Here is a 20,835-nt window from a genome sequence, read left to right as displayed (position 1 = left end):
AGCGAGGGACACGCTTGTCCAGTCAATCGACCAGTTCGGCCAGCGCTTTGCTGTAGCGGTTGGCGTGTGAGCGTTCCGCCTTGGCCAGGGTTTCAAACCAGTCGGCCACTTCATCATGGCCTTCGTCGCGCGCGGTTTTGGCCATGCCTGGGTACATGTCGGTGTACTCGTGCGTTTCACCGGCCACAGCGGACTTGAGGTTGTCGCGCGTGGCGCCAAACGGCAGGCCGGTCGCGGGGTCGCCGCACTGCTCCAGCCATTCGAGGTGGCCGTGGGCGTGGCCGGTTTCACCTTCCGCAGTGGAGCGAAACAGTGCCGCGACATCGGGCTGGCCTTCAACGTCGGCCTTGTTCGCGAAATACAGGTAGCGGCGGTTGGCCTGTGATTCGCCGGCAAATGCGGCTTTCAGGTTCTCTTCCGTCCTGGAGCCTTTTAGAGCAGCCATGGAAATCTCCTTCGTGGGTTGATGAACGAACAAATCGTCAATGCTTCAAACCCACGCCCGACTTCTGGCGCAGGACCGAAGACTAAGGCCTGTTAAAGCTATTTATGCAAGATGCGTTGCGAGTCAAAAAGGCCTTTGAGCAAGGCGCAAAACGCAGGCGGGGTACACCCCGTCACCCCACTCGCATTTGCATAAATAGCTTCAACAGGCCGTAAACACCATAGACCTGTTGGAGGGATTCGTCTAATTGCCGGAATCAATGCATGACATTGATAAAAACTATCAAATTAATAATATCAATAAATTTAACAAATTAAATAAGAGGCAACCATAGGAAGGGGCAACCATAGCCAGCGACGTGCGGCAGCAAATCATCGTTTGAATTACGTTATGGTAAATTTATTACGGATAGGTAAACAATACGGTCAGAGCCACCCACCGCACCGGGTCTCCCGGAAAAGTGCAGCCGGCGTCCCGCAGTTGCTATTTTTTTGATAGCTGCTCGCGCTCGTCCAGTATGGCTAAAACGCTTGAAACACGTAAAAACCGCAGGAACAATCCATGCCGGAGACAAGCACAAAAGGCAGCGCCGCTGCGGCCACACTGGCGGCCGCGTTTACCAACGGCTATGAATTTGCCCAAGGCACGGGCTACACCCTGCCCGAATACCCGTTCGTGGAACCGCCCGAGCTGCAAACAGGCGCGGCCAAACGGCACGGTGTCGTCATCGTGGGTGGCGGCATCACCGGTCTGACGCTGGCCTGTGCGCTGGCGCAGTACGGCATCAAGGCCTTGCTGCTGGACGAAGACAACACCGTGGGCGTGAAGGGCGCGTCATCGCGCGGCATTTGTTATGCCCAGAAAACCCTGGAAATCTTCAAGCGACTGGGCACTTACGAGCGCATCGCCGCCAAAGGCGTGCAATGGAGCGTGGGCCGCACCTTTGCGGGCGCCGACGAGGTGTATTCATTTGACCTGCGCCAGCAGCAAACGCATTCACTGAGCCGGCAACCGCCCTTTATCAATATCCAGCAGTTTTATGTCGAGGGATTCCTGGTGGAGCAGCTCTACCGACCCGAGCCTGAGGACCGCCTCATTGATCTCCGCTGGAGCCACCGCGTCACGGCCTTCGAACAGAACGACGACTTCGCGACGCTGCAGCTTGAAACGCCCGCCGGTTCGTATTCCCTGGAGGCCGACCATGTCATCGACTGCAGCGGATCGCGCAGCCCGTTTCGCGCCTGGTGCGGCGCGGCAGTCACAGCGCAAAAAGGCGACGACCGCTGGTGCATTGCCGACGTGCGCTTTAAAAACCCGCCACCGGTGGAGCGCCACACCTGGATCGAAGCGCCTTTTAACGAAGGGCGCGCCGTATGGCAGCACCTGATGGCCGACGGCGTCTGGCGCATCGACTACCAGATGCCGCCGCACGCCAACCCCGAAGAAGTCAGCCGCGAAGAGGTGGTGCGCGCACGCCTGAAGGCGCAGTTCAAAAGCCAGGCCGGTCAGGCGCTGGACGATGCCGACTACGAGATCGTCTGGGTCGGCCCCTATGCCTACCGCAGCGAATGCCTCGACAACCTGCGCCATGGCCGCGTGTTCTTTGCCGGTGACGCAGCCCATGTGATGAGCCCCTTCGGCGCACGCGGCGGCAACTCGGGCGTGCAGGACGCCGACAACCTGGCGTGGAAGCTGGCCGCTGTGCTGCAAGGCCGCGCCGCACCCGCATTGCTCGACAGCTATCACCATGAAAGGCATGAGGCGGCGAAGCACAACGTGCTGGTAACCAACCGCACCGCGCGCTTTTTGCGGCCGGCCGACGGCGCGGAGCGGCTGTTTCGCACGGCGGCATTGGGGCTGGCGCGTGAACACCTGTTTGCCCGGCAGCTGGTGAACACCGGGCGCATGTCGACGCCCAATCACTACACGCGGTCCGGCGTCTGCGGGCCTGCGGGCGGGCGGGCCACGCAGAACGCGGGCTTCTCCTGGGCCGATGGCAGCTCAGGCGAGCTGCTGGACTTGTTGACGTGGGCTCATGGGCGCCTGCTGCTGCTGGTGTTTGGCGATGTATCCGGCGCCGGGCTGGCGCGGCTGGCGGCGCTTTCCAGGGAAGCGGACGTGCGCTGCGTGCAAGTGCTGGGGCCCGGCGAGAAAGCCGCCGCAAGGGAGCATGTGATCGACCGCGAAGGCCATCTGCAGGCGACCTGCCATGTTTTTGGCCATGCCTGGGCGCTGCTGCGGCCCGACGGACACGTCGCCGCAACGGGTGAAAGTACGGATGCCTCGGTGGTCCACGCCATCGCAAGCGCCATGGGTGCGGGCGCCGGCCACGAAACAAGGGATGCATCATGAAGCCAGACACCCCCCTGATCACCCGCCTGCATTTTCAGGACGCCGATGCGTTTTACGAATGCCTGCTGGACGCCCACCAGGGCCTCTCCCGGGAGGAATCCGAGCTGCTCAACGCCCGGCTGATCCTGCTGATGGCCAACCAGCTGGGCGACACCGCGGTACTGCGGGCTTGCGTGGCCGCGGCCCGCCAGGCCTGAGCGCTACAAGGCCAACGGCCGGCAAGCGCAACGGCCAGCCCCAGTCGAATAAAATCAGCGGAGTTTCACCCAACCCAAGGCGGCATCCCTTCGATGCCGTTTTTCATTGCCCCATGACCAACGCTGCCGCCCCCACCCTTGCCGATACCGCCAACACAGCCCCTGAGGCCGTGAAAGTCGCCACACCGGGGCTGGACGGCCTGGCCAAGTCCTTCGAGCCGGCCGCCATTGAAAGCCGCTGGGGCCCCGAATGGGAGCAAAGCGGCCAGTACGAGCCCACGCTGGACGCTGCCAAGCCTTCTTTTTCCATCCAGCTGCCACCGCCCAACGTGACGGGCACGCTGCACATGGGCCATGCCTTCAACCAGACCATCATGGATTCGCTCACGCGTTACCACCGCATGCGCGGCCACAACACGCTGTGGGTGCCCGGCACCGACCACGCCGGCATCGCCACGCAGATCGTGGTGGAACGCAAGCTGCAGGCTGAAGGCCAAAGCCGCCACGACCTGGGCCGCAAAAATTTCGTCGCGAAAGTGTGGGAGTGGAAGGAAGAGTCCGGCACCACCATTACGCGCCAGATGCGCCGCATGGGCGACTCGGTGGCCTGGAAGCACGAGTACTTCACCATGGATCCGAAGATGTCGACGGTGGTGACCTCGACCTTTGTGCAGCTTTACAAGCAAGGCCTGATCTACCGCGGCAAGCGCCTGGTGAACTGGGACCCGATCCTCAAATCCGCCGTGTCCGACCTGGAAGTCGAGAACGAAGAGCGCGACAGCTTCATGTGGCACATCGAGTACCCCTTCAGCGACGGCCCGCAGAAAGCCGCTGACGGCTCGGCGCTGCGCGGCATGCACATTGCCACCACACGGCCCGAAACCATGCTGGCCGACGGTGCGCTGGCGGTGCACCCGGACGACGAGCGCTACAAGCACCTGGTCGGCAAGATGGTCGACCTGCCGCTGTGCGACCGGAAAATTCCGGTGATCACCGATGACTACGTTGACCCCGAATTTGGCAGCGGCGTGGTGAAGATCACCGGCGCGCACGACTTCAACGACTACCAGGTCGCCCTGCGCCACAACCTGCCGCTGATCACCATCTTCACGCTGGACGCGAAGATCAACGAGAACGGCCCGGCGCAATACCAGGGCCTGGATCGTTATGACTGCCGCAAGGCCGTGCTGAAAGACCTGGAAGCCCAAGGCTTCCTCGAAAAAGCCGTGCCGCACAAAAACATGGTGCCGGTGTGCGCGCGCACCGGCGCAGTGGTCGAACCCATGCTGACCGACCAGTGGTTTGTGGCGCTCAGCAAGGTGAGTGAACAGGACCCGACCGGAAAATCCATTTCGCAAAAGGCGCGCGATGCGGTGGCCAGCGGCGACGTGAAGTTCGTGCCTGAGCAATGGGTCAACACCTACAACCAGTGGATGAACAACATCCAGGACTGGTGCATCTCGCGCCAGCTCTGGTGGGGCCACCAGATCCCGGCCTGGTACGACGAAGACGGCAAGGTTTACGTCGCTGAAAACGAGGCAGCAGCACAGGCCCAGGCGCCCGGTAAAAAACTCACGCGCGATGAAGATGTACTCGACACCTGGTACTCATCGGCGCTCGTTCCTTTTTCTTCATTGGGCTGGCCTGAGAAGACGAAAGAGCTCGATCTCTTTCTGCCATCAAGCGTGCTGGTCACCGGCTACGACATCATCTTCTTCTGGGTCGCCCGGATGATCATGATGACCACGCACTTCACCGGTCAGGTGCCGTTCAAACACGTGTACATCCACGGCCTGGTGAAAGACGCGCAGGGCAAGAAGATGAGCAAGTCCGAAGGCAATGTGCTGGACCCGGTCGATTTGATCGACGGCATCGAGCTCGCGCCCCTGCTCGAAAAACGCTCGCAAGGCCTGCGCAAGCCCGAGACGGCGCCGCAGGTGCGCAAGAACACCGAAAAGGAATTCCCCGCCGGCATTCCGGGCTACGGCGCCGATGCGCTGCGTTTTACCTTCGCCTCGCTTGCCAGCCTGGGACGCAGCATCAACTTCGACAGCAAACGCTGCGAGGGTTATCGCAACTTCTGCAACAAGCTCTGGAACGCAACGCGCTTCACGCTGATGAACTGCGAAGGCCAGGACTGCGGGCTGGAAGAGCACACCAAAGAGCAATGCGCGCCCGGCGGAGAGTTCCACAACTACCTGAGCTTCTCGCAGGCCGACCGCTGGATTTCATCGACCATGCAGCGCGTGGAAGCCGACGTGGCCAAAGGCTTTGCCGACTACCGCCTCGACAACGTTGCCGGCAGCATCTACCAGTTTGTCTGGGACGAGTTCTGCGACTGGTACCTCGAGATCGCCAAGGTGCAGATACAGACCGGCACCGATGCGCAAAAGCGCGCCACACGCCGCACACTGATCCGCACACTCGAAGCCATCCTGCGCGTGGCGCATCCGGTGATTCCGTTCATCACGGAAGAGCTGTGGCAGACAGTGGCTCCCGTCGCCGGCAAAACGGGCAAGTTCATCGGCGTCGCGCCTTATCCGCAAAGCCAGCCCGAGAAAATTGACGTGGTAGCGGAAGCGCATGTCACCAAACTCAAGACGCTCGTGGATGCCTGCCGCAACCTGCGCGGCGAAATGAAGGTGTCTCCGGCTACCCGCATGCCGCTTTATGTGCTGGGCGACACCGCCTTCATGCAGGGCGTCGCCCCGGTACTCAAGGCACTGGCCAAGCTGAGCGAAGTGAAAGTGTTCGACGACGAAGCCAGTTGGGCCGCTGCGGCGCAGTCTGCACCTGTGGCCATCGTCGGCGAAGCGCGCCTGTGCCTTTATATGGAAGTCGATCTGGCGGCGGAAAAGGTTCGCCTGCAAAAGGAAGAAACCCGCCTGGCAGGAGAAATCACCAAGTCCGAAACCAAGCTCGCCAATGAAGCCTTTGTCAACAAGGTGCCCCCGGCCGTGCTGGAGCAGGAACGCAAACGCCTGGCCGATAACCAGGCGGCCCTGGCCAAGATTCGCGAGCAACTGGCACGCCTGAAATAAGCGACAGCCACTCAATAAAAAGCCCCGCGATGCGGGGCTTTTTATTGTTTGAAATGCGAATCGAGCCCTAACAAGATCAGCAATGCCCCGTCAAAATAAGGTCTCTCTTCACCAACAGGGGCCGCGGAACCGGCTTTGCCGGGCCGCAGGCGCAGCGCCCCCTCGGGGGGCAGAGAGCTACGCGAAGCGAGCGAACGTGGGGGCCAAGATCTATCTGGTCATGAATTCGGGTTCAGACCACTGCGACGGCGGGACACTGCCCGGCGACTCCAGACCCATGGGGGTGCTGGTCAACTGGTCCATGCCGCTGTGCTGCGTGCCCAGAGCTTCATGCATACGGTGGGCTACATACCAGCTCGAGCGCAGGCGTGCCTCGCGTGTGTGGGAGCCCAGGCGCGGCGTGACAAACAGGTTCTTCAGCCCTTTGAGCGGTGAGGTGTCACCCAGGAAACTTGCTTCAGCGCCATCCAGGATGCAGGCTTCAATGCGGCCGTCGCACAGCGCAGCGGCCAATGCGCCCTCATCAAACAATTCGCTGCGGCTGATGCCGACCCACAACTGGTTGCGCTTGCAGCCCGCCAGGAGTTTGTCGTTCACGAAACCCCGGAACCGGGTGGCATACAGCATCTGCACAGACACGGCATCAGACTGGCTGACCAGCTCTGGCAAGGAAACAGGCTGTATGCGAAGGCGCTCCCAAATGGGCGCAGTGTGATGAACCGCAGGGTCGTAGCCGACAAGCCGCACGCCGAGCCCGCTCAGCATGCCGGCCAGCGTGTGCGCCGTCGGGGCCAGGCCCAGAATGCCCACGGTGCTGCCATGAAGCTCGCGCCCCATCTGCGTCGTGGGATGACGGCGTCCCATCAAGGCCGAGACAAGGCCGCGACGGTACAGCAACAACAGGCTGCTCAAAAGGTATTCTGCGTTGGAGCGGACGTTGGCGCTGCTGGCATGCACGACCTTGATGTCGCGCTCCTTGCAGGCCTCCAGGTCGGTGTTGTCGGTTCCCACGTGCAGGCGCCCGATGGCCTTGAGCCTGGGCAGGAAATCGAGGAACTCGCGCGTGACCACAGTCTGGCGCGGAAAAACAATGCCTTTGGTTTTGTACGCGATCTTGCGCAGCGATGTCAGATCGTCGGCAAGCTCTGGATGGTAGGCGACGCCATGCCGGGTTTCAAGCCAGGCCATTGCTTCGGGCACTAACGCATCAAGAAGTAAGATGTCCACTCAGTCAATCCTTTTTCCTGCAAACTCTCGATCGCGTGCTGTGCCCACGCAGATTCGGGCATTTGTCCGACCCACGCGCTGTACCAACAACGCAACACTTTAGGCTTTTATTCGGTCAAAGTCGATGCAAAAATTTACATTAAATAAAGCTGTCTTCCCGGTTGCTGGTCTCGGTACCCGTTTTCTGCCAGCCACCAAGGCCCAACCCAAGGAAATGCTCCCTGTGGTCGACAAGCCGTTGATCCAATACGCAGTGGAAGAAGCCTACGCCGCAGGCATCCGACACATGATTTTTGTTACTGGACGCAATAAACGGGCCATCGAAGATCACTTCGATACTGCTTATGAACTAGAGAACGAACTTGAAGTAGCCCAAAAGCACGCACTGTTATCACTGGTGCGCTCTGTCCAGCCGGACGACATGAATTTTTCCTATGTGCGCCAGCCCCGTTCGCTGGGCCTCGGCCATGCCGTGCTGTGTGCCGAGCACCTGGTGGGCCAGGAGGCTTTTGCCGTGTTGCTGGCCGACGACCTGATGGTCGGCCCGAAAGGCGGCCAGCCCGTGCTGGCCCAGATGGCGGCGCAATTCGCAGAGGTCCAGCAATCCATCCTGGCGGTGCAGGAGGTCCCTCTCGATCAAACCCGCCGTTACGGCATCGTCGCCACGGAAGGCGCCAGCACCGGCCTGATGAAAGTCAAAAGGATTGTCGAAAAGCCGGCGCCTGAGGTGGCACCTTCACGCATGGGCGTGGCCGGCCGCTACATCCTGACGCCCGCGATTTTTGGGCACATCCGCAAGCAGACATCCGGCGTGGGCGGCGAGTTGCAGCTCACCGACGGGATTTCGAGCCTGCTGGGCCAGGAGAGCGTGTATGCCTTCCAGTACGAGGGCAAACGTTATGACTGCGGAAGCAAGGAAGGCTTCCTGGAAGCGACCGTAGAGTTGGCTCTGGAGCACCCAGAAGTGGGTGTGTATTTCCGGAATTACCTGGACAACCTGCAAATTGGCTGGTCGGGCCGGGAACGCCGCAAACAAGTGGCCTGATAACCACCTGTTACAGAATCAGCGCCGCTTTAAAACGTGAATAAAGTCACTACCGGCAACCTGCTGCTCGACCAGTTCGTTGCCGGTTTGTTTGGCAAATGCCTGGAAATCACGCGTAGAGCCGGCGTCGGTTGATACAACTCGAAGCAGCTGGCCGCTGAGCATTTCCGTCAGCGCTTTTTTGGCCTTCAGGATGGGCAGCGGGCAATTGAGGCCGCGGGTGTCGAGTTCTTTGTCGATGTTCATGAAAATCCTTGGGTTGCCGCGATTTTAAGCAAAGCGCAAAGCCTCTTCGCCCGGTTTTACCCGGCCTTGCCGTCGCCGTCCGGTTCCACTTTGCTCAGCACGGTAGCCCAATCCACAAACTCAGGTTCATGGCCGCGCGTACGCAGCCAGTCAGCCAGCGCGTAGCCCGTGCCCGCAGGCCAGCATTTGAGCTTGTCCAGGTCGTAGAGCCGGTAGTCCACCAGTTCTGGCGACAGGCTGACATCCCCCGTGCAGACGGCGTGGTAGGCAATGATGATCTGGTTCATGCGCTGGAAGTCATAGACGCCAATCAAATCAAGCGAGGTGGTGTCCAGGCTGGTTTCTTCCTTGATTTCGCGTGCTATGCCGCCTTGGGGCGTTTCCCCGGCCTCCATAAAGCCGGTGATCAGCGCGTACATTTTGCCGGGCCAGGCGGCATTGCGGGCCAGCAAAACCTGGCCGTTGTATTCGATCACTGCGGCCAGCACGGGCGTGGGGTTGTTCCAGTGGGTATAGCCACAGGCTGGGCAACGCAGGCGCGCCTTCTCGCCGCCGTCTTCCATCTGCGACACCATGGCCAGCGGCGTCGCGCAGTTGGGGCAAAACCTGAATTCGTGGGTCATGGTCAAGAAAGGAGGAGAAGGAAAGGATAAGAGGGGTTGAGGAGCGCAATTCGCTATCGTTTTAATAGCTGCTTGCGCAAGTCACATATGGGCCAAAGCCAATTTTTGGCCTCAAAAAATGGCTCAAGCCGGAAATACGCCGGTAGACAGGTAACGGTCGCCGCGGTCACACACGACAAAGACGATCACAGCGTCTTTCACGGTTTTGGCGATTTCCTGCGCGACCCAGAGCGCCCCTGCCGCCGAGATGCCGGCAAAAATGCCTTCCTCGCGCGCCAGGCGGCGGCACATGTCTTCAGCGTCAGCCTGGCTCACCAGCACCAGTTCATCGACCTGGCGGGGGTCGTAAATCTTGGGCAAATACTCTTGTGGCCATTTGCGGATGCCGGGAATGCGGGACCCTTCGCTGGGCTGGGCGCCGATGACCTTGATGGCCGGGTTTTTCTCTTTCAGATAGCGGGAAACGCCGGTAATCGTGCCGGTTGTGCCCATCGCACTGACAAAATGTGTCACCTTGCCTGACGTATCTGTCCATATTTCAGGGCCGGTGGTTTCGTAATGGATGCGCGGATTGTCCGGGTTGGCGAACTGGTCCAGCACCCGGCCTTTGCCCTCTTTTTGCATCTGGTCGGCCAGGTCGCGGGAATATTCGATACCGGCGCTTTTGGGCGTCAGGATCAATTCGGCGCCAAAAGCCTTCATGGTCTGGGCGCGTTCGATGCTCAGGTCCTCCGGCATGATCAGTACCATCTTGTAGCCCTTGATCGCCGCGGCCATGGCCAGTGCAATGCCCGTGTTCCCGGAAGTGGCTTCAATCAATGTATCGCCGGGTTTGATGTCGCCGCGCTCTTCCGCGCGCTTGATCATCGACAGCGCCGGGCGGTCTTTCACGGAACCGGCCGGGTTGTTGCCTTCGAGCTTTCCCAGGATGACATTGCCGCGGGCGGCGTTTTCGGCGGCGTAAATGCGTTGCAGCGCGACCAGAGGCGTTTTGCCAATCGCGTCTTCAATGGTTGGATAGTTCATGGCCACACTGTGCCATAATTTGAGGCTTCGCTCCTCGCGGCCCGGGTGGTGAAATTGGTAGACGCAGGGGACTCAAAATCCCCCGCCGCAAGGCGTGCCGGTTCGATTCCGGCCCCGGGCACCACATCCCGAAAAGCCGGACGGTTTCAAACCGATCCGGCTTTTTCTTTTGTCGCCGCTGCGAACACAAATGCACCCGGCACTGGTGAATACGACTACTAAGCCGACGCCAGCCGCCAGAATTTGAAGACCAGCACGCGCCGGTCGTTGGGGCAAATTCGCGATACAGACCTTCCGACGTTGTTGAATTGCACTGAAGTCTGACCCGAGTTTTCCATCGAATATTGACCCACACTCTTTGTGAGCAGAAGGTGCTCACGATGTGGATAAGTTCTTGGTTTTCTCCTTTTTGGGCTGAGTCTGTATGGATCTGCCTCAAAGTGCGCCGCTGTTTCCGCGATTTTGTTGCCTCGATGACTAGCCAGGTGGCCAGCTTCTCGGCGTAGGGATAGCGCTTGCTGGCGCTGGCCCGCCTTGGATACTGGGCTCGCTCTCTTCCGATCGCAGGTGCTTCTTTATTGTGTTGCGAGCCAGGCCTGTACGCCTTGAGATCTCGCGAATGGACATCTGATCCCGCAATGCCCAACGCCTGATGACATTCAATGTCGCCACGTCCATCACTCCTAATTTCCCCCTGCTTTTAAAACAAGCAGGGTAGTGCCTACGTGGGTCAGTTTTGGATGGAAATTACTGCGCTAAATGGGTCAGATTTCGACGGAATTCAACACCTCAAATTTCAGTTTACGCAAGGTAGTCTCTTTTAATTTTCATAAAAAGATTTCGACTTTCGCAGTAAGAGCTTCGTCATCGCTCCCTCAAACTCTCACTACCCGCCCTCTGAATCGGGCTCAGCAAATACTCAATCACCCGCCGCTGCCCGGTCTTGATCTCTGCGGTCAGGTTCATGCCGGGGACGAGCTGAATCATCTTTCCGTCTATGTCGATCTGCTTGGTTTTTAGGGCCAGCGTGACGGGGAAAATTGCGCCGCGCTTTTCGTCGTTGACGGCGTCGGCTGTGACGCGGTCTACGCTTGCTTGCACGGTACCGTAGCGGGTGTAGGGAAAAGTTTCGAGCTTGATCTCGGCGCCGTTGCCTACGTTGACGAAGCCGATGTCTTTGTTTTCCAGTGTGACTTCAGCCGTGACCTGCGCGCCTTCGGGCACGATGATCATCAACGCTTGTGCTTCTGTGACGACGCCGCCTGTGGTGTGGATGGCGAGTTGCTGCACCACGCCGGCGACGGGTGCTTTCAGTGTGGTGAGGTTTTCGCGCTGGGTGGCTTTGGCTTGTTCTTGTGTGGCCTGCTGGCGTTTGAGGTCGGCCTGGGCTTCGCGCTCATACAGCGTGCGGCGCACTTCGGCCAAATAGGCGGCGCGGCTGTTTTCGCTTTCGCGCAAGGTGGCCTGGGTTTGCAGCAGGTTGGCGCGTTGGGTGGCGAGGTCGCGCTCCAGCTCTACGCGTTCGCGGGTTTTGTCTTGGGTGGCGTGACCGGAGATATAGCCCTGGTCTACCAGCTTCTTGAAATCCATTTCGCGCGCCTGGGCCATGGGCACGGTGGTTTCGAGTTTGGAAACGACGGCCCGCGCGGTGACGATCTCGGCCTGGCGGCGGCTGATTTCTGAAGACAGTTTGGCGAGCTTGGCCGTCACGTCGCCCCACTCGCCTTGCAGCTGCGCCTGTGCGGCGGCAGTCTCGGCTGCAGACCATTCTTTGGGAAATTCGGGTATGTATTTGGCCGGCAACCCAATACTGGCGGGCGAAAGCTGCTGCAGATTTTGTAGCGCCTGCTGGATGGCGCGGGCGCGCAGCACTTCCGAAAGGGCTGATTTTTGCTGATCGTGCGCTGTGGTTTTGTCGGCGCTCGCGGCGGTTGGATCCAGCTCTACCAAGGGCTGTCCAGCCACTACATGGTCGCCGTCTTTGACCAGCACGGCCTTGACCACACTGCGCTCGAGCGGCTGGATGAGTTTGGTGCGCTCGCTCACGACCACGCGCCCGGGCGCCACGGCCACGATGTCGATCTTGCCGAAGATGGACCAGACCAGCGCTATGACAAACAGCCCCATGATGAGGTAAGCCAGGCGGCGCGGCGCTGGGTGCACCGGCGTGTCTTGCAGGCTGAGTGCGGCGGGCAAGAAAGCTGCCTCGTCGCTCAAGCGGCGCGGGCCGGCGAGCTCGTCGCGATGCGCCCAGGCAGCACCAAAGATGGCGCGATAACGTGTCAGCAGTTCGATAGCGGGGTGGCGAGGCTTGGCGGGTACGGCGGCTTCCTGGGGAACTTCGGCCGGTGCTTCACCTTTGGCGGTTATGTCTTCCACGTCAGGCGCAGGTTGCTTCATCTGATGCTTCTCTCGGCTGTCAGCCGGGGCAGCTGCTTCGGCCGGTGCGGAACCCACGGCTACCGGTTTTTGATCTTCAGGACCGGTGCTCATGCCGACGCCCCTTCCATCGGTTGTTTGCCGTCCTGCATGCGCCACAGGTGCGCATACAGGCCTTGCGGTTTCTGGATCAGTGCGTCGTGCGGACCTGCTTCAACAATCTTGCCCTTGTCCATCACGATAATGCGGTGCGCGTGGCGCACGGCGCTCAGGCGGTGGGCAATGATGAGCACGGTGCGGCCTTTACAGATGTGGGCCATGTTGCGCTGGATGATGGCTTCGCTTTCGTAGTCGAGCGCGCTGGTGGCTTCGTCAAAAATCAGGATGCGCGGGTTGGTAAACAGCGCTCGCGCAATCGCGATGCGCTGGCGCTGCCCGCCGCTGAGGGAGCTGCCCTGCTCGCCCACATGCGTGTCGTAGCCTTCGGGCAGCTCGCTGATGAACTCATGCGCGCCGGCCAGTTGCGCCACACGCACCACGGCTTCAATCGGCGCAGCCGGGTCGGTGATGGCGATGTTCTCGCGCACGCTGCGGTTGAACAGCAAATTCTCTTGCAGCACCACACCGACCTGCCGGCGCAACTGCGCGGCGTCGATCAGGCTGATGTCTATGCCATCGACCAGCAGGCGGCCTCCTTCGGGGGAATAGAGGCGCTGCACCAGCTTGGTCAGCGTGCTTTTGCCGGAGCCCGAACGGCCGACGATGCCGATGATCTCGCCGGGTTTCACATCGAGGCTGATGCCGTGCAGCACCGGTGGCGCTTCGGGCCGGTAGCGGAACACCACGCCGTCGAGCGTGATGCGGCCCTTGATGGGCGGCAGCTGCGCGGCGCTGGTGGGCGGCACTTCGGTGCGGGTGTTCAGGATGTCGCCCAGGCGCGCGACGGAGATGCCGGTTTGCTGAAAGTCCGTCCATAGCTGGGCCATGCGCATGATGGGCTGGGCCACGCGCTGGGCAAACATGTTGAAGGCCACAAACTGGCCAACGGTGAGTTCGTTGTTCATCACCAGGTGCGCGCCGTACCACAGCGTGGCCGCGTTCACGAGCTTGCCGATCAGGTTGATGCCTTCATGCGCCCAGGTGGCGAGGTTTTGTGTCTTGAAGCTGGCGCTGACATACGCGGCGAGCTGATTGTCCCAGCGCTTGCCGAAGCTGGGCTCGAGTGCGCTGGCCTTGACGGTCTGGATGCCGGTGATGGTTTCGACCAGCATGGACTGGTTCTCTGCGCCGCGCGCAAATTTCACGTCCAGCCGCTGGCGCAGGATGGGTACCACGGCCAGGCTCAGGCCAAAGTACAGCGGCAGGCTGACCATGACGATCAAGGTCAGCGGCACGCTGTAGAACAGCATCACGGCGATGAAGATGACCGAGAAGAGAACGTCGAGCACCACGGTGAGCGCGTTGCCGGTGAGGAAGCTGCGGATGTTCTCCAGCTCGCGCACACGCGCCACCGAGTCACCGACACGCCGGGCCTGGAAGTACGCCAGCGGCAATTGCACCAGGTGGCGGAAAAGTCGCGCGCCCAGCTCCACGTCAATGCGGCTGGTAGTGTGGCTGAACACGTAGGCACGCAAACCGTTGAGGATGCTTTCAAACAGCACCACCACCACGAGGCCGATGACCAACACATCCAGCGTGGTGAGGCCCCGGTGCACCAGCACCTTGTCCATCACGACCTGAAAGAAAAGCGGGCTGACGAGCGCGAACAGCTGCAGCATGAAGGAAATAAGCAGCACTTCGCCCAGCAGCTTGCGATATTTGACGAGGCTGGGCACAAACCAGGAGAAGTCGAACTTGGCGAGTTCACCCGCCAGCGCGGCATGGCTGGTGATGAGGATCAGCTCACCCGTCCACTGGCTTGCGAAGACTTCCACTGATTCAATCGTGGGCCTGTTCGACGGTGTGGCCGGGTCCTGAAACAGCACACGCTGGCCGTCGCACTGCGCCAGGATGACAGTGCGGACTTGCTTGCTACCGGCACTGGTGCTGCTTGCTGCGTCGTCTGCGGGCTTCAGGAAAGCGAGGGCCGGCAGCGGGACCAGCTTCAAGCGGTCGGGTTTGGATTTAGAGAGCTTGGCTTTAAGCCCAAGGTGTTTGGCCGCACGCAGCAATATGCTGGCATCAATATCGTCACTCGGGGAAACGCCGAGTTGATGGGCAAGGGTATGGGGGTCTGCGGCAACCTGGTGAAAGCGCGCCACCAGGCACAGGGCAGCGAGCGCGTTGATGGGTGGTGCTGGCTCTTCAGCCCCCGGCGCCGCTGACAGTGTGGGCGAGGCTGCTGTGGTTGCGGTTGTCACTTGGGACTCCTGCCACAGCAAAAGAATCGCTGCGGCGGCACAGGTGCGATCACGTATGTGCTTGGGGCGAGTCTTCCCCAGTCGGCTATGTTATGTGACATGTCTCAAGGCGCCCGCACGGGCCCCCTCCCTGTTATTTGTTCCAAACTGTATCGCAATACGCAGAACTTGCAGCGGCAGTTACGTTATTTTCAACGCCGGTTTGGGTACTAATTGCTTAGTCATTTCCAAACCACTGGAAATAGAGATACTTTTGAACTTTGCGTTGCAATACTTATTGGGCTAAATTTTTTCATCTCCTTTTTCATCTCCTTTTTCATCTCTTTTCAGGGCCGTTGATTCCCAAAGAATTGCGAACGCTCTGAACTGGTGCATTAGCGCCGGATTGGTTGAGTATTGAGTAATTACTGGGCTGAATGCTTGTTACTTTCCCTTCCTGATTCTTTTGACCCTGCCGCTTGTCACGCCATTTATTAACGTGCATTCTTGAACTCCGTGCAGAAATTTCTGCCGTTCAGGAGTCCGTCATGTACACCTTGCGTCAGTGGCTCTGCATCCTCCTTTCAAGCGCATTCATGTCTGCGTTAGTGCCCGGCATGCCGTGGTTGGCGACCGCGCACGCAGCCACTGTGCAGCCCCCGGCGGCACAGGCCATGATGGATGCGCTAACTCGCGCTACGACAGCAGTGGTCGGTGTCAAGGTCACGGCGATGGAAGATGCGCGCTCGGCCGAAACGCTGGGCTTGCGCCGTGCCGGCTCGGGTGTGCAAATCAACCAGGACGGGCTCATCCTCACCATCGGCTACCTGATGCTGGAGGCCGAATACATTGAGATCGTGACGCAGGACAACCGCACGTTGCCGGCGCGCGCCGTCGCCTACGACCTGGCAACCGGGTTTGGGCTGTTGCGCCCTTTGCTGCCGCTGCGTGGCGTGGGCGTAGCGGCCCTGGGCAATAGCAAAGACCTGCAGCCGGGCGAACCTCTGATGGCCGTCACCGGCCCGCAGGCCGATGAGGACGGCGACGTGAGCATGACCCGACTGGTCAGCCGGCGCGCGTTCTCCGGCAACTGGGAATACCACATCGAATCGGCGCTGTTCACCAGCCCACCCATCATGGCCAGTGGTGGCAACCACAGTGGCGCCCCGCTCTTCAACCAGAAAGGTGAGTTGATGGGCATAGGCTCGCTGCTCGTGTCCGATGCCACAGGTGAAAACCGCCGCCTGCCGGGCAATATGTTTGTGCCGGTGGATTTGCTGCGTCCCATCCTCGCGGAGCTGCAGCGTTCAGGCGCCAGCACGAAAAGCCGCAGGCCGTGGCTTGGCATCACCTCCAATGACCAGGGCGGGCGCATACAGATCCTGCGGGTCAGCAAGGAGAGTCCTGCGGACCTGGCCGGGCTGGAGGCGGGCAATGTGGTGCTGGCAGTGGACGACGCCAAGGTGGCCACGCTCGAAGCTTTTTATAAAAAGCTGTGGGACCGGCCCGCACCCGACGCGGAAGTCAGGCTGACGGTGCTGCAGGGTGCAGAAGTCAAAACCATTGTGCTCAAGGCCCAGGACAGGATGCTGACGCTCAAGAAGCCCGCCGGTATCTGATTTTTACAACAAAATAGGCTGTAGCCCAGACAGGGAAAGCGCAAGCAGCTATTTATTTAATAGCACTACAGGGCTACGTGAATTGACAGCCCGGCACCACAAGCCAGGAATGGGCACAAGCAGCGGAGCCTTCAAAAACGGTAGGCGACCTCGGTCCACATCCGCGTTGAATCTGTCGTCCTGACCAGCTCGGGTGTCTGCCCCAGGGGCGAGGCCAGATAGGCGCGAGCCCGCCACTGGTTGAGCCCCGTCCAGTCAAGGCCGACCCCCGCTCCGCTGAGCGTTGCACTGTTCGCACCTGCCACCCAGGGTCGTTGATTGACTTTCAGGTAGGCACCGTCCCAGAACGCCACCGCCTGGAGCTTGCCGCCGACAACCTGCCCCAGGTCGTAGCGCAGCTCGACGCTTGTGCGGTAACCCGTATCACCCGACAGCGCACCCACATCGTAGGCACGCACCGAATAGGGCCCGCCCACGGACATTTTTTGCGACGAATCGAGGTTGGTGTTGGCCCACTGGCCCGCCCATGAAAAATGCAGCGTGCTGTTTTGCCCCAGGCGCTGCAAGCGGGAGAAGCCCAGATTGGCCTTTGAAAACCAGCCCTGCGTCCTAGCGCTGGCCGCATCGTCCAGCTGCGCCTCGGCAGCGTCAAAAACCACCCTGCCCCGGGTCCATCCCAGGCTCCAGGTATTGATGCCGCCGGACAGCAAGGTGTCCCGCCAGTCCCCGGTCAGGCTCGACGTCCAGGAGTCGAGATGCCGGTCTGTTTTTATTCCTGCCACGTCTACACGCTCGCGCAACTGCACCGTGTCGTACTGAATCTGTCCATAGAGGTTGACCGTCTGGCTTCGCACCAGCGGATGCTTGCCCCAGAGGCTGCCGGTCTCGGCGGAACCGTGTGCGCCAAGTATCTCAAGAGACCCGCCAATTTTGTAGTCCAGCAAGGAATAGGCGGCTCCTGCGCGGGTACCCTGGCCGTTCAACAATGATTCGTAGCCCACCCGTCCGTAGCTCAGCCCCTTCCCGGAACTCAGGCCGCTCAGGCTCAGGACATCGCCATGCTTCAAGGGGTTGTTGACGTACACCGTACCGCCCAAGCGGGCTCTTCCTGTATAGCTGTTGCCGTAGCCATCCACAACCAGGCTTCCTGAAACCGCCGGGCCGGGCGTGGTATCGATACTCAGATCGGAGGTGCCCATCCCGTCGCCGGGTCTTAAGGTTGCCTGCACCACCACGCCGGGTATGTCCGACAGCAACAGCAGGGACTTGTCCAGCAGGGCCTGGTCGACTGGCTGCCCGTTTTGCAGCGGCGCTACCGTCGCCTGCAGCAGCAGGTCGTTCACGCGCGTCTGGTTGTTGACGCCGACCTTGCCGTAGCGCGCCTCGATCACCAGAAAGCGAACAACGCCCGACTGGATCACCTGCGCAGGCACCACGGCCCGGGCAAAGGTCTGGCCCCTGCTGTGGTAATACTGGCCTATGCGCCCCGCCATTTCGTCGAGCTGGTCAAGCGTCAGGCTTTTGCCTTCAGCATCGGCCACCAGTGCATGCAGCGTGGCTGTCTCAAACAGGGTGTTGCCGATGATGTTGATCGATTTGACATCCACCGTCACGGCGGGACGTGCAGGTGGCGGCGGGACATTCCCCTCATTGCTGAGAGGCGGCCTTTCTCCGCGGGGCGATGGGACGGCTTGCTGGGACGGCTGGACCTGCTGGAGGATGGTGCCGATATCAACCGGCAGCGGATCAGCCGCCTGGACCGCGAACAGGGGCGCGGCTGCCAACAGCAGCACAGCGTGCTTACCGGATACGTTGCATTTCATGGGGAAACTTTTGTGGGGTGGCCGTATTTATTTTTGAGCGGCCAGCACACCGTTTTGCAGCTGCACGCCGCCGTCAACGATATGCAGGCGCGGATCTTTTCTTACTGTGGCAACCACATCCTGCAGCACCTCGACGGCCCCACCGGAAACCACCAGTTCGTCTCCACCGGAGGCATCCGCGCTTGCGCTGCGAGTTACCCGAAGGATGGGAGATACCTCGATCAGGCCGGATTTGGAGCGTGTCCCATCCACGGCCTGTTGCATGGCGGCGTCGGCACCATCATCGGCGCCCCCCCGCCCAAGCGTTCCCGCCCGTGCGGGCACAGCTGTGACAGGCAAGGGAGTGATGGATGCCGTCAGCCCGGTCGGTTGCACCACCGTGTAGTTGGCCGCGTCAACCCCGCCCAGGGTATAGCCGGTCACGGTCACGGGCTTTGCGTTACCCACATTCGCGTTGGCAAAAGCCCCGCTGCCGCCACTGACGCTAACCACGTCACCGACCAGGGCCGCCACGGCGGCGGTACCACCCAAGGTGGCCGCAGTCGTACCGTCAAAAACCTTGTTCTGCGCATTCACACCGGTGACAGCCAGGCTGGCCGGTGTGATGTTTGCCGTGACACCTGTAGGTTGCACCACGGTGTAGTTCCCGGCGTCGGCTCCGCCCAGCGTATAGCCGGTCACCGTCACGACCTTGCCGTTGCCCACATTTTTGTTGGCGAAGGCGCCACTGCCGGTACCACCCACAGTCACCACATCACCGCCCAGGGCCGTGACCCCCGCCGTTCCGTTAAGCGTGACGTTGGTGGTGGTGTCGTAGACCTTGTTGTTTGCCCCGACGCCTGTGACAGCCAGGCTGGCTGGTGTGATGTTGGCTGCGAGGCCGGTGGGTTGCACCACGGTGTAGTTGCCGGCGTCGGCTCCGCCCAGGGTGTAGCCGGTCACGGTCACGACCTTGCTGTTGCCCACATTCTTGTCAGTAAAAGTGCCGCTGCCGCCACTCACACTCACCACGTCACCACCCAAAGCAGCCACAGCGGCTGTGCCATTGAGGGTGGCGGCAGTACCCGCGTCATACACCTTGCTGTTTGCCCCCACGCCCGTGACGGCCACGCTGGCCGGCGTGATGTTGGCAGTCACTGCCGTAGGCTGCACCACGATGTAGTTGCTTGCGTCGGCACCGCCCAGTGTGTAGCCGGTAACCGTCACAGCTTTACCATTGCCAACGTTTTTGTTATTGAAATTGCCGCTGCCGGTGCCGCCCACCGTCACGGTATCGCCGCCCAGAGCTGTGACAGCCGCCGTTCCGTTGAGCGTCGCTGTGGTCGTCGTGTCATACACCTTGTTGTTGGCGCCCACACCTGTGACTGCCAGGCTGGCTGGCGTGATGTTGGCCGTGACAGCTGTGGGTTGCACCACGGTGTAGTTGCTGGCATCAGCGCCGCCCAGTGTGTAGCCGGTGACGGTGACGGCCTTGCCGTTACCCACGTTTTTGTTGGCAAAGGTGCCGCTGCCGGTGCCGCCCACCGTCACGGTATCGCCACCCAAAGCCGTCACCGCTGCTGTTCCGCTCAGCGTGGCCGTAGTGGTGGTGTCGTAGACCTTGTTGTTTGCGCTCACACCCGTCACCGCCAAGCTGGCTGGTGTGATGTTTGCCGTGACACTGGTGGGTTGCACCACGGTGTAGTTGCCGGCGTCGGCACCGCCCAGCGTGTAGCCGGTCACAGTCACCGCCTTGCCATTGCCCACATTCTTGTTGGCGAAGGCGCCATTGCCGGTACCGCCCACGGTCACGGTATCGCCACCCAAAGCCGTCACCGCTGCCGTTCCGCTCAGCGTCGCCGTCGTGGTGGTGTCATACACCTTGTTGTTGGCCCCCACGCCTGTGACCGCCAGGTTGGCCGGTGTGATATTGGCCGTGACACCGGTGGGCTGCACCACGGTGTAGTTGCCGGCATCGGCTCCACCCAGTGTGTAGCCGCTGACCGTCACAGCCTTGCCGTTGCCCACATTCTTGTCGGCGAAGGTGCCGCTGCCACCGCCAACCGTCACCACATCGCCGCCCAGGGCGGCGACGTTTGCGGTGCCATTGAGCGTGGCGGTGGTGGTGGTGTCGTAGACCTTGTTGTTCGCGCCTACACCCGTAATGGCCAGGCTGGCCGGCGTGATGTTGGCCGTGACACCTGTTGGCTGCACCACGGTGTAGTTGCCGGCATCGGCTCCGCCCAGTGTGTAGCCGGTGACGGTGACGGCCTTGCCGTTACCTACGTTCTTGTTGGCGAAATTTCCGCTGCCGGTACCGCCCACGGTCACGGTATCGCCACCCAAAGCCGTCACCGCTGCTGTTCCGCTCAGCGTGGCCGTAGTGGTGGTGTCGTAGACCTTGTTGTTTGCGCTCACACCGCTGACAGTCAAGCTGGCCGGCGTGATGTTCGCGGTCAATCCCGTGGGTTGCACCACGGTGTAATTGTAATTG

At 60.8% G+C, this 20,835-nt stretch carries 14 protein-coding genes, 1 tRNA gene and 1 pseudogene; 6 read left to right on the top strand and 10 right to left on the bottom strand.

All coding sequences use genetic code 11. From position 1 onward, the window contains the following. Positions 1-22: 22 nt before the first annotated feature. Positions 23-445, bottom strand: a complete 423-nt coding sequence (locus tag AC1D13_RS00080; protein ID WP_007867167.1) for a rubrerythrin family protein — start codon at positions 443-445, stop codon at positions 23-25. Between the two features lie 561 nt (positions 446-1,006). Between AC1D13_RS00080 and AC1D13_RS00075 the strand changes: the two genes are divergently transcribed. The 3 genes from AC1D13_RS00075 to AC1D13_RS00065 all read left to right on the top strand — a co-directional run bounded on the left by AC1D13_RS00075 (position 1,007) and on the right by AC1D13_RS00065 (position 6,035). Continuing rightward, positions 1,007-2,797: an FAD-dependent oxidoreductase gene (locus tag AC1D13_RS00075; protein WP_477666187.1), complete on the top strand. Its 1,791-nt coding sequence runs from the start codon at positions 1,007-1,009 to the stop codon at positions 2,795-2,797. Beyond that, positions 2,794-2,994: a DUF2783 domain-containing protein gene (locus tag AC1D13_RS00070; protein ID WP_457279471.1), complete on the top strand. Its 201-nt coding sequence runs from the start codon at positions 2,794-2,796 to the stop codon at positions 2,992-2,994. The genes AC1D13_RS00075 and AC1D13_RS00070 overlap by 4 nt, the downstream gene beginning before the upstream one ends. A gap of 113 nt (positions 2,995-3,107) precedes the next feature. Next, a complete protein-coding gene (locus AC1D13_RS00065) occupies positions 3,108-6,035 on the top strand; it encodes a valine--tRNA ligase (protein ID WP_477688727.1) in 2,928 nt (975 codons plus the stop codon). 210 nt (positions 6,036-6,245) lie between these two features. Here AC1D13_RS00065 and AC1D13_RS00060 read toward each other — a convergent pair whose 3' ends face one another. Then, entirely contained in the window at positions 6,246-7,262 is a 1,017-nt protein-coding gene (locus AC1D13_RS00060) for an NAD(P)-dependent oxidoreductase (protein WP_457279473.1), read from the bottom strand. 124 nt (positions 7,263-7,386) lie between these two features. Here AC1D13_RS00060 and galU point away from each other — a divergent pair, with 124 nt between their 5' ends. Further along, positions 7,387-8,307 (top strand): UTP--glucose-1-phosphate uridylyltransferase GalU, encoded by a 921-nt coding sequence (galU, locus tag AC1D13_RS00055; RefSeq protein ID WP_457279474.1) that lies wholly within the window; start codon positions 7,387-7,389, stop codon positions 8,305-8,307. Between the two features lie 18 nt (positions 8,308-8,325). Here the strand turns inward: galU and AC1D13_RS00050 are convergent, their stop codons facing one another. The 3 genes from AC1D13_RS00050 to cysM form a co-directional block, all read right to left on the bottom strand. After that, positions 8,326-8,553, bottom strand: a complete 228-nt coding sequence (locus AC1D13_RS00050) for a sulfurtransferase TusA family protein (protein WP_007867181.1) — start codon at positions 8,551-8,553, stop codon at positions 8,326-8,328. 56 nt (positions 8,554-8,609) lie between these two features. Beyond that, a complete protein-coding gene (locus AC1D13_RS00045) occupies positions 8,610-9,176 on the bottom strand; it encodes an NUDIX hydrolase (RefSeq protein WP_477666186.1) in 567 nt (188 codons plus the stop codon). Between the two features lie 123 nt (positions 9,177-9,299). Continuing rightward, complete coding sequence (gene cysM / locus AC1D13_RS00040; protein WP_457279475.1) at positions 9,300-10,202, bottom strand: cysteine synthase CysM; 903 nt, start codon at positions 10,200-10,202, stop codon at positions 9,300-9,302. Between the two features lie 39 nt (positions 10,203-10,241). Here cysM and AC1D13_RS00035 point away from each other — a divergent pair. Continuing rightward, positions 10,242-10,326 (top strand) — tRNA-Leu (locus AC1D13_RS00035). Between the two features lie 279 nt (positions 10,327-10,605). On the opposite strand, the pseudogene AC1D13_RS00030 reads toward AC1D13_RS00035, so the two are convergent. From AC1D13_RS00030 to AC1D13_RS00020, 3 genes and pseudogenes are all read right to left on the bottom strand, one after another. Beyond that, positions 10,606-10,883 (bottom strand): annotated as a pseudogene (locus AC1D13_RS00030) (IS21 family transposase); the annotation flags it as partial. A 183-nt stretch (positions 10,884-11,066) separates the two neighbouring features. Further along, the gene (locus AC1D13_RS00025; protein WP_477688726.1) at positions 11,067-12,602 is read right to left on the bottom strand and encodes an HlyD family type I secretion periplasmic adaptor subunit; all 1,536 of its coding nucleotides are present in this window, start codon (positions 12,600-12,602) and stop codon (positions 11,067-11,069) included. An 89-nt stretch (positions 12,603-12,691) separates the two neighbouring features. Further along, positions 12,692-14,908, bottom strand: coding sequence for a type I secretion system permease/ATPase (locus tag AC1D13_RS00020; protein ID WP_457279801.1), 2,217 nt, complete (start codon positions 14,906-14,908; stop codon positions 12,692-12,694). A 560-nt stretch (positions 14,909-15,468) separates the two neighbouring features. Here AC1D13_RS00020 and AC1D13_RS00015 point away from each other — a divergent pair. Further along, the gene (locus tag AC1D13_RS00015; RefSeq protein ID WP_477688725.1) at positions 15,469-16,539 is read left to right on the top strand and encodes a S1C family serine protease; all 1,071 of its coding nucleotides are present in this window, start codon (positions 15,469-15,471) and stop codon (positions 16,537-16,539) included. A 131-nt stretch (positions 16,540-16,670) separates the two neighbouring features. Here the strand turns inward: AC1D13_RS00015 and AC1D13_RS00010 are convergent, their stop codons facing one another. Together AC1D13_RS00010 and AC1D13_RS00005 are read right to left on the bottom strand one after the other, a co-directional pair. Then, positions 16,671-18,362, bottom strand: coding sequence for a ShlB/FhaC/HecB family hemolysin secretion/activation protein (locus AC1D13_RS00010; RefSeq protein ID WP_457279478.1), 1,692 nt, complete (start codon positions 18,360-18,362; stop codon positions 16,671-16,673). Positions 18,363-18,389: 27 nt separating this feature from the next. After that, a partial coding sequence (locus AC1D13_RS00005; protein ID WP_477688724.1) for a beta strand repeat-containing protein occupies positions 18,390-20,835 on the bottom strand: 2,446 nt, incomplete at its 5' end.

The organism is Polaromonas sp. P1_E12, assembly GCF_056405975.1.
Note: the sequence above shows the minus strand (reverse complement) of the source record. Positions and strands in the feature narration are given on the sequence as shown.

Bases quoted from the DNA above. Each gene is read 5' to 3' on its own strand.
- AC1D13_RS00080 (WP_007867167.1), bottom strand. From the start codon at position 445: ATGGCTGCTCTAAAAGGCTCCAGGACGGAAGAGAACCTGAAAGCCGCA.
- AC1D13_RS00075 (WP_477666187.1), top strand. From the start codon at position 1,007: ATGCCGGAGACAAGCACAAAAGGCAGCGCCGCTGCGGCCACACTGGCG.
- AC1D13_RS00070 (WP_457279471.1), top strand. From the start codon at position 2,794: ATGAAGCCAGACACCCCCCTGATCACCCGCCTGCATTTTCAGGACGCC.
- AC1D13_RS00065 (WP_477688727.1), top strand. From the start codon at position 3,108: ATGACCAACGCTGCCGCCCCCACCCTTGCCGATACCGCCAACACAGCC.
- galU (WP_457279474.1), top strand. From the start codon at position 7,387: ATGCAAAAATTTACATTAAATAAAGCTGTCTTCCCGGTTGCTGGTCTC.
- AC1D13_RS00050 (WP_007867181.1), bottom strand. From the start codon at position 8,553: ATGAACATCGACAAAGAACTCGACACCCGCGGCCTCAATTGCCCGCTG.
- AC1D13_RS00045 (WP_477666186.1), bottom strand. From the start codon at position 9,176: ATGACCCACGAATTCAGGTTTTGCCCCAACTGCGCGACGCCGCTGGCC.
- cysM (WP_457279475.1), bottom strand. From the start codon at position 10,202: ATGAACTATCCAACCATTGAAGACGCGATTGGCAAAACGCCTCTGGTC.
- AC1D13_RS00025 (WP_477688726.1), bottom strand. From the start codon at position 12,602: ATGAAGCAACCTGCGCCTGACGTGGAAGACATAACCGCCAAAGGTGAA.
- AC1D13_RS00015 (WP_477688725.1), top strand. From the start codon at position 15,469: ATGTACACCTTGCGTCAGTGGCTCTGCATCCTCCTTTCAAGCGCATTC.
- AC1D13_RS00010 (WP_457279478.1), bottom strand. From the start codon at position 18,362: ATGAAATGCAACGTATCCGGTAAGCACGCTGTGCTGCTGTTGGCAGCC.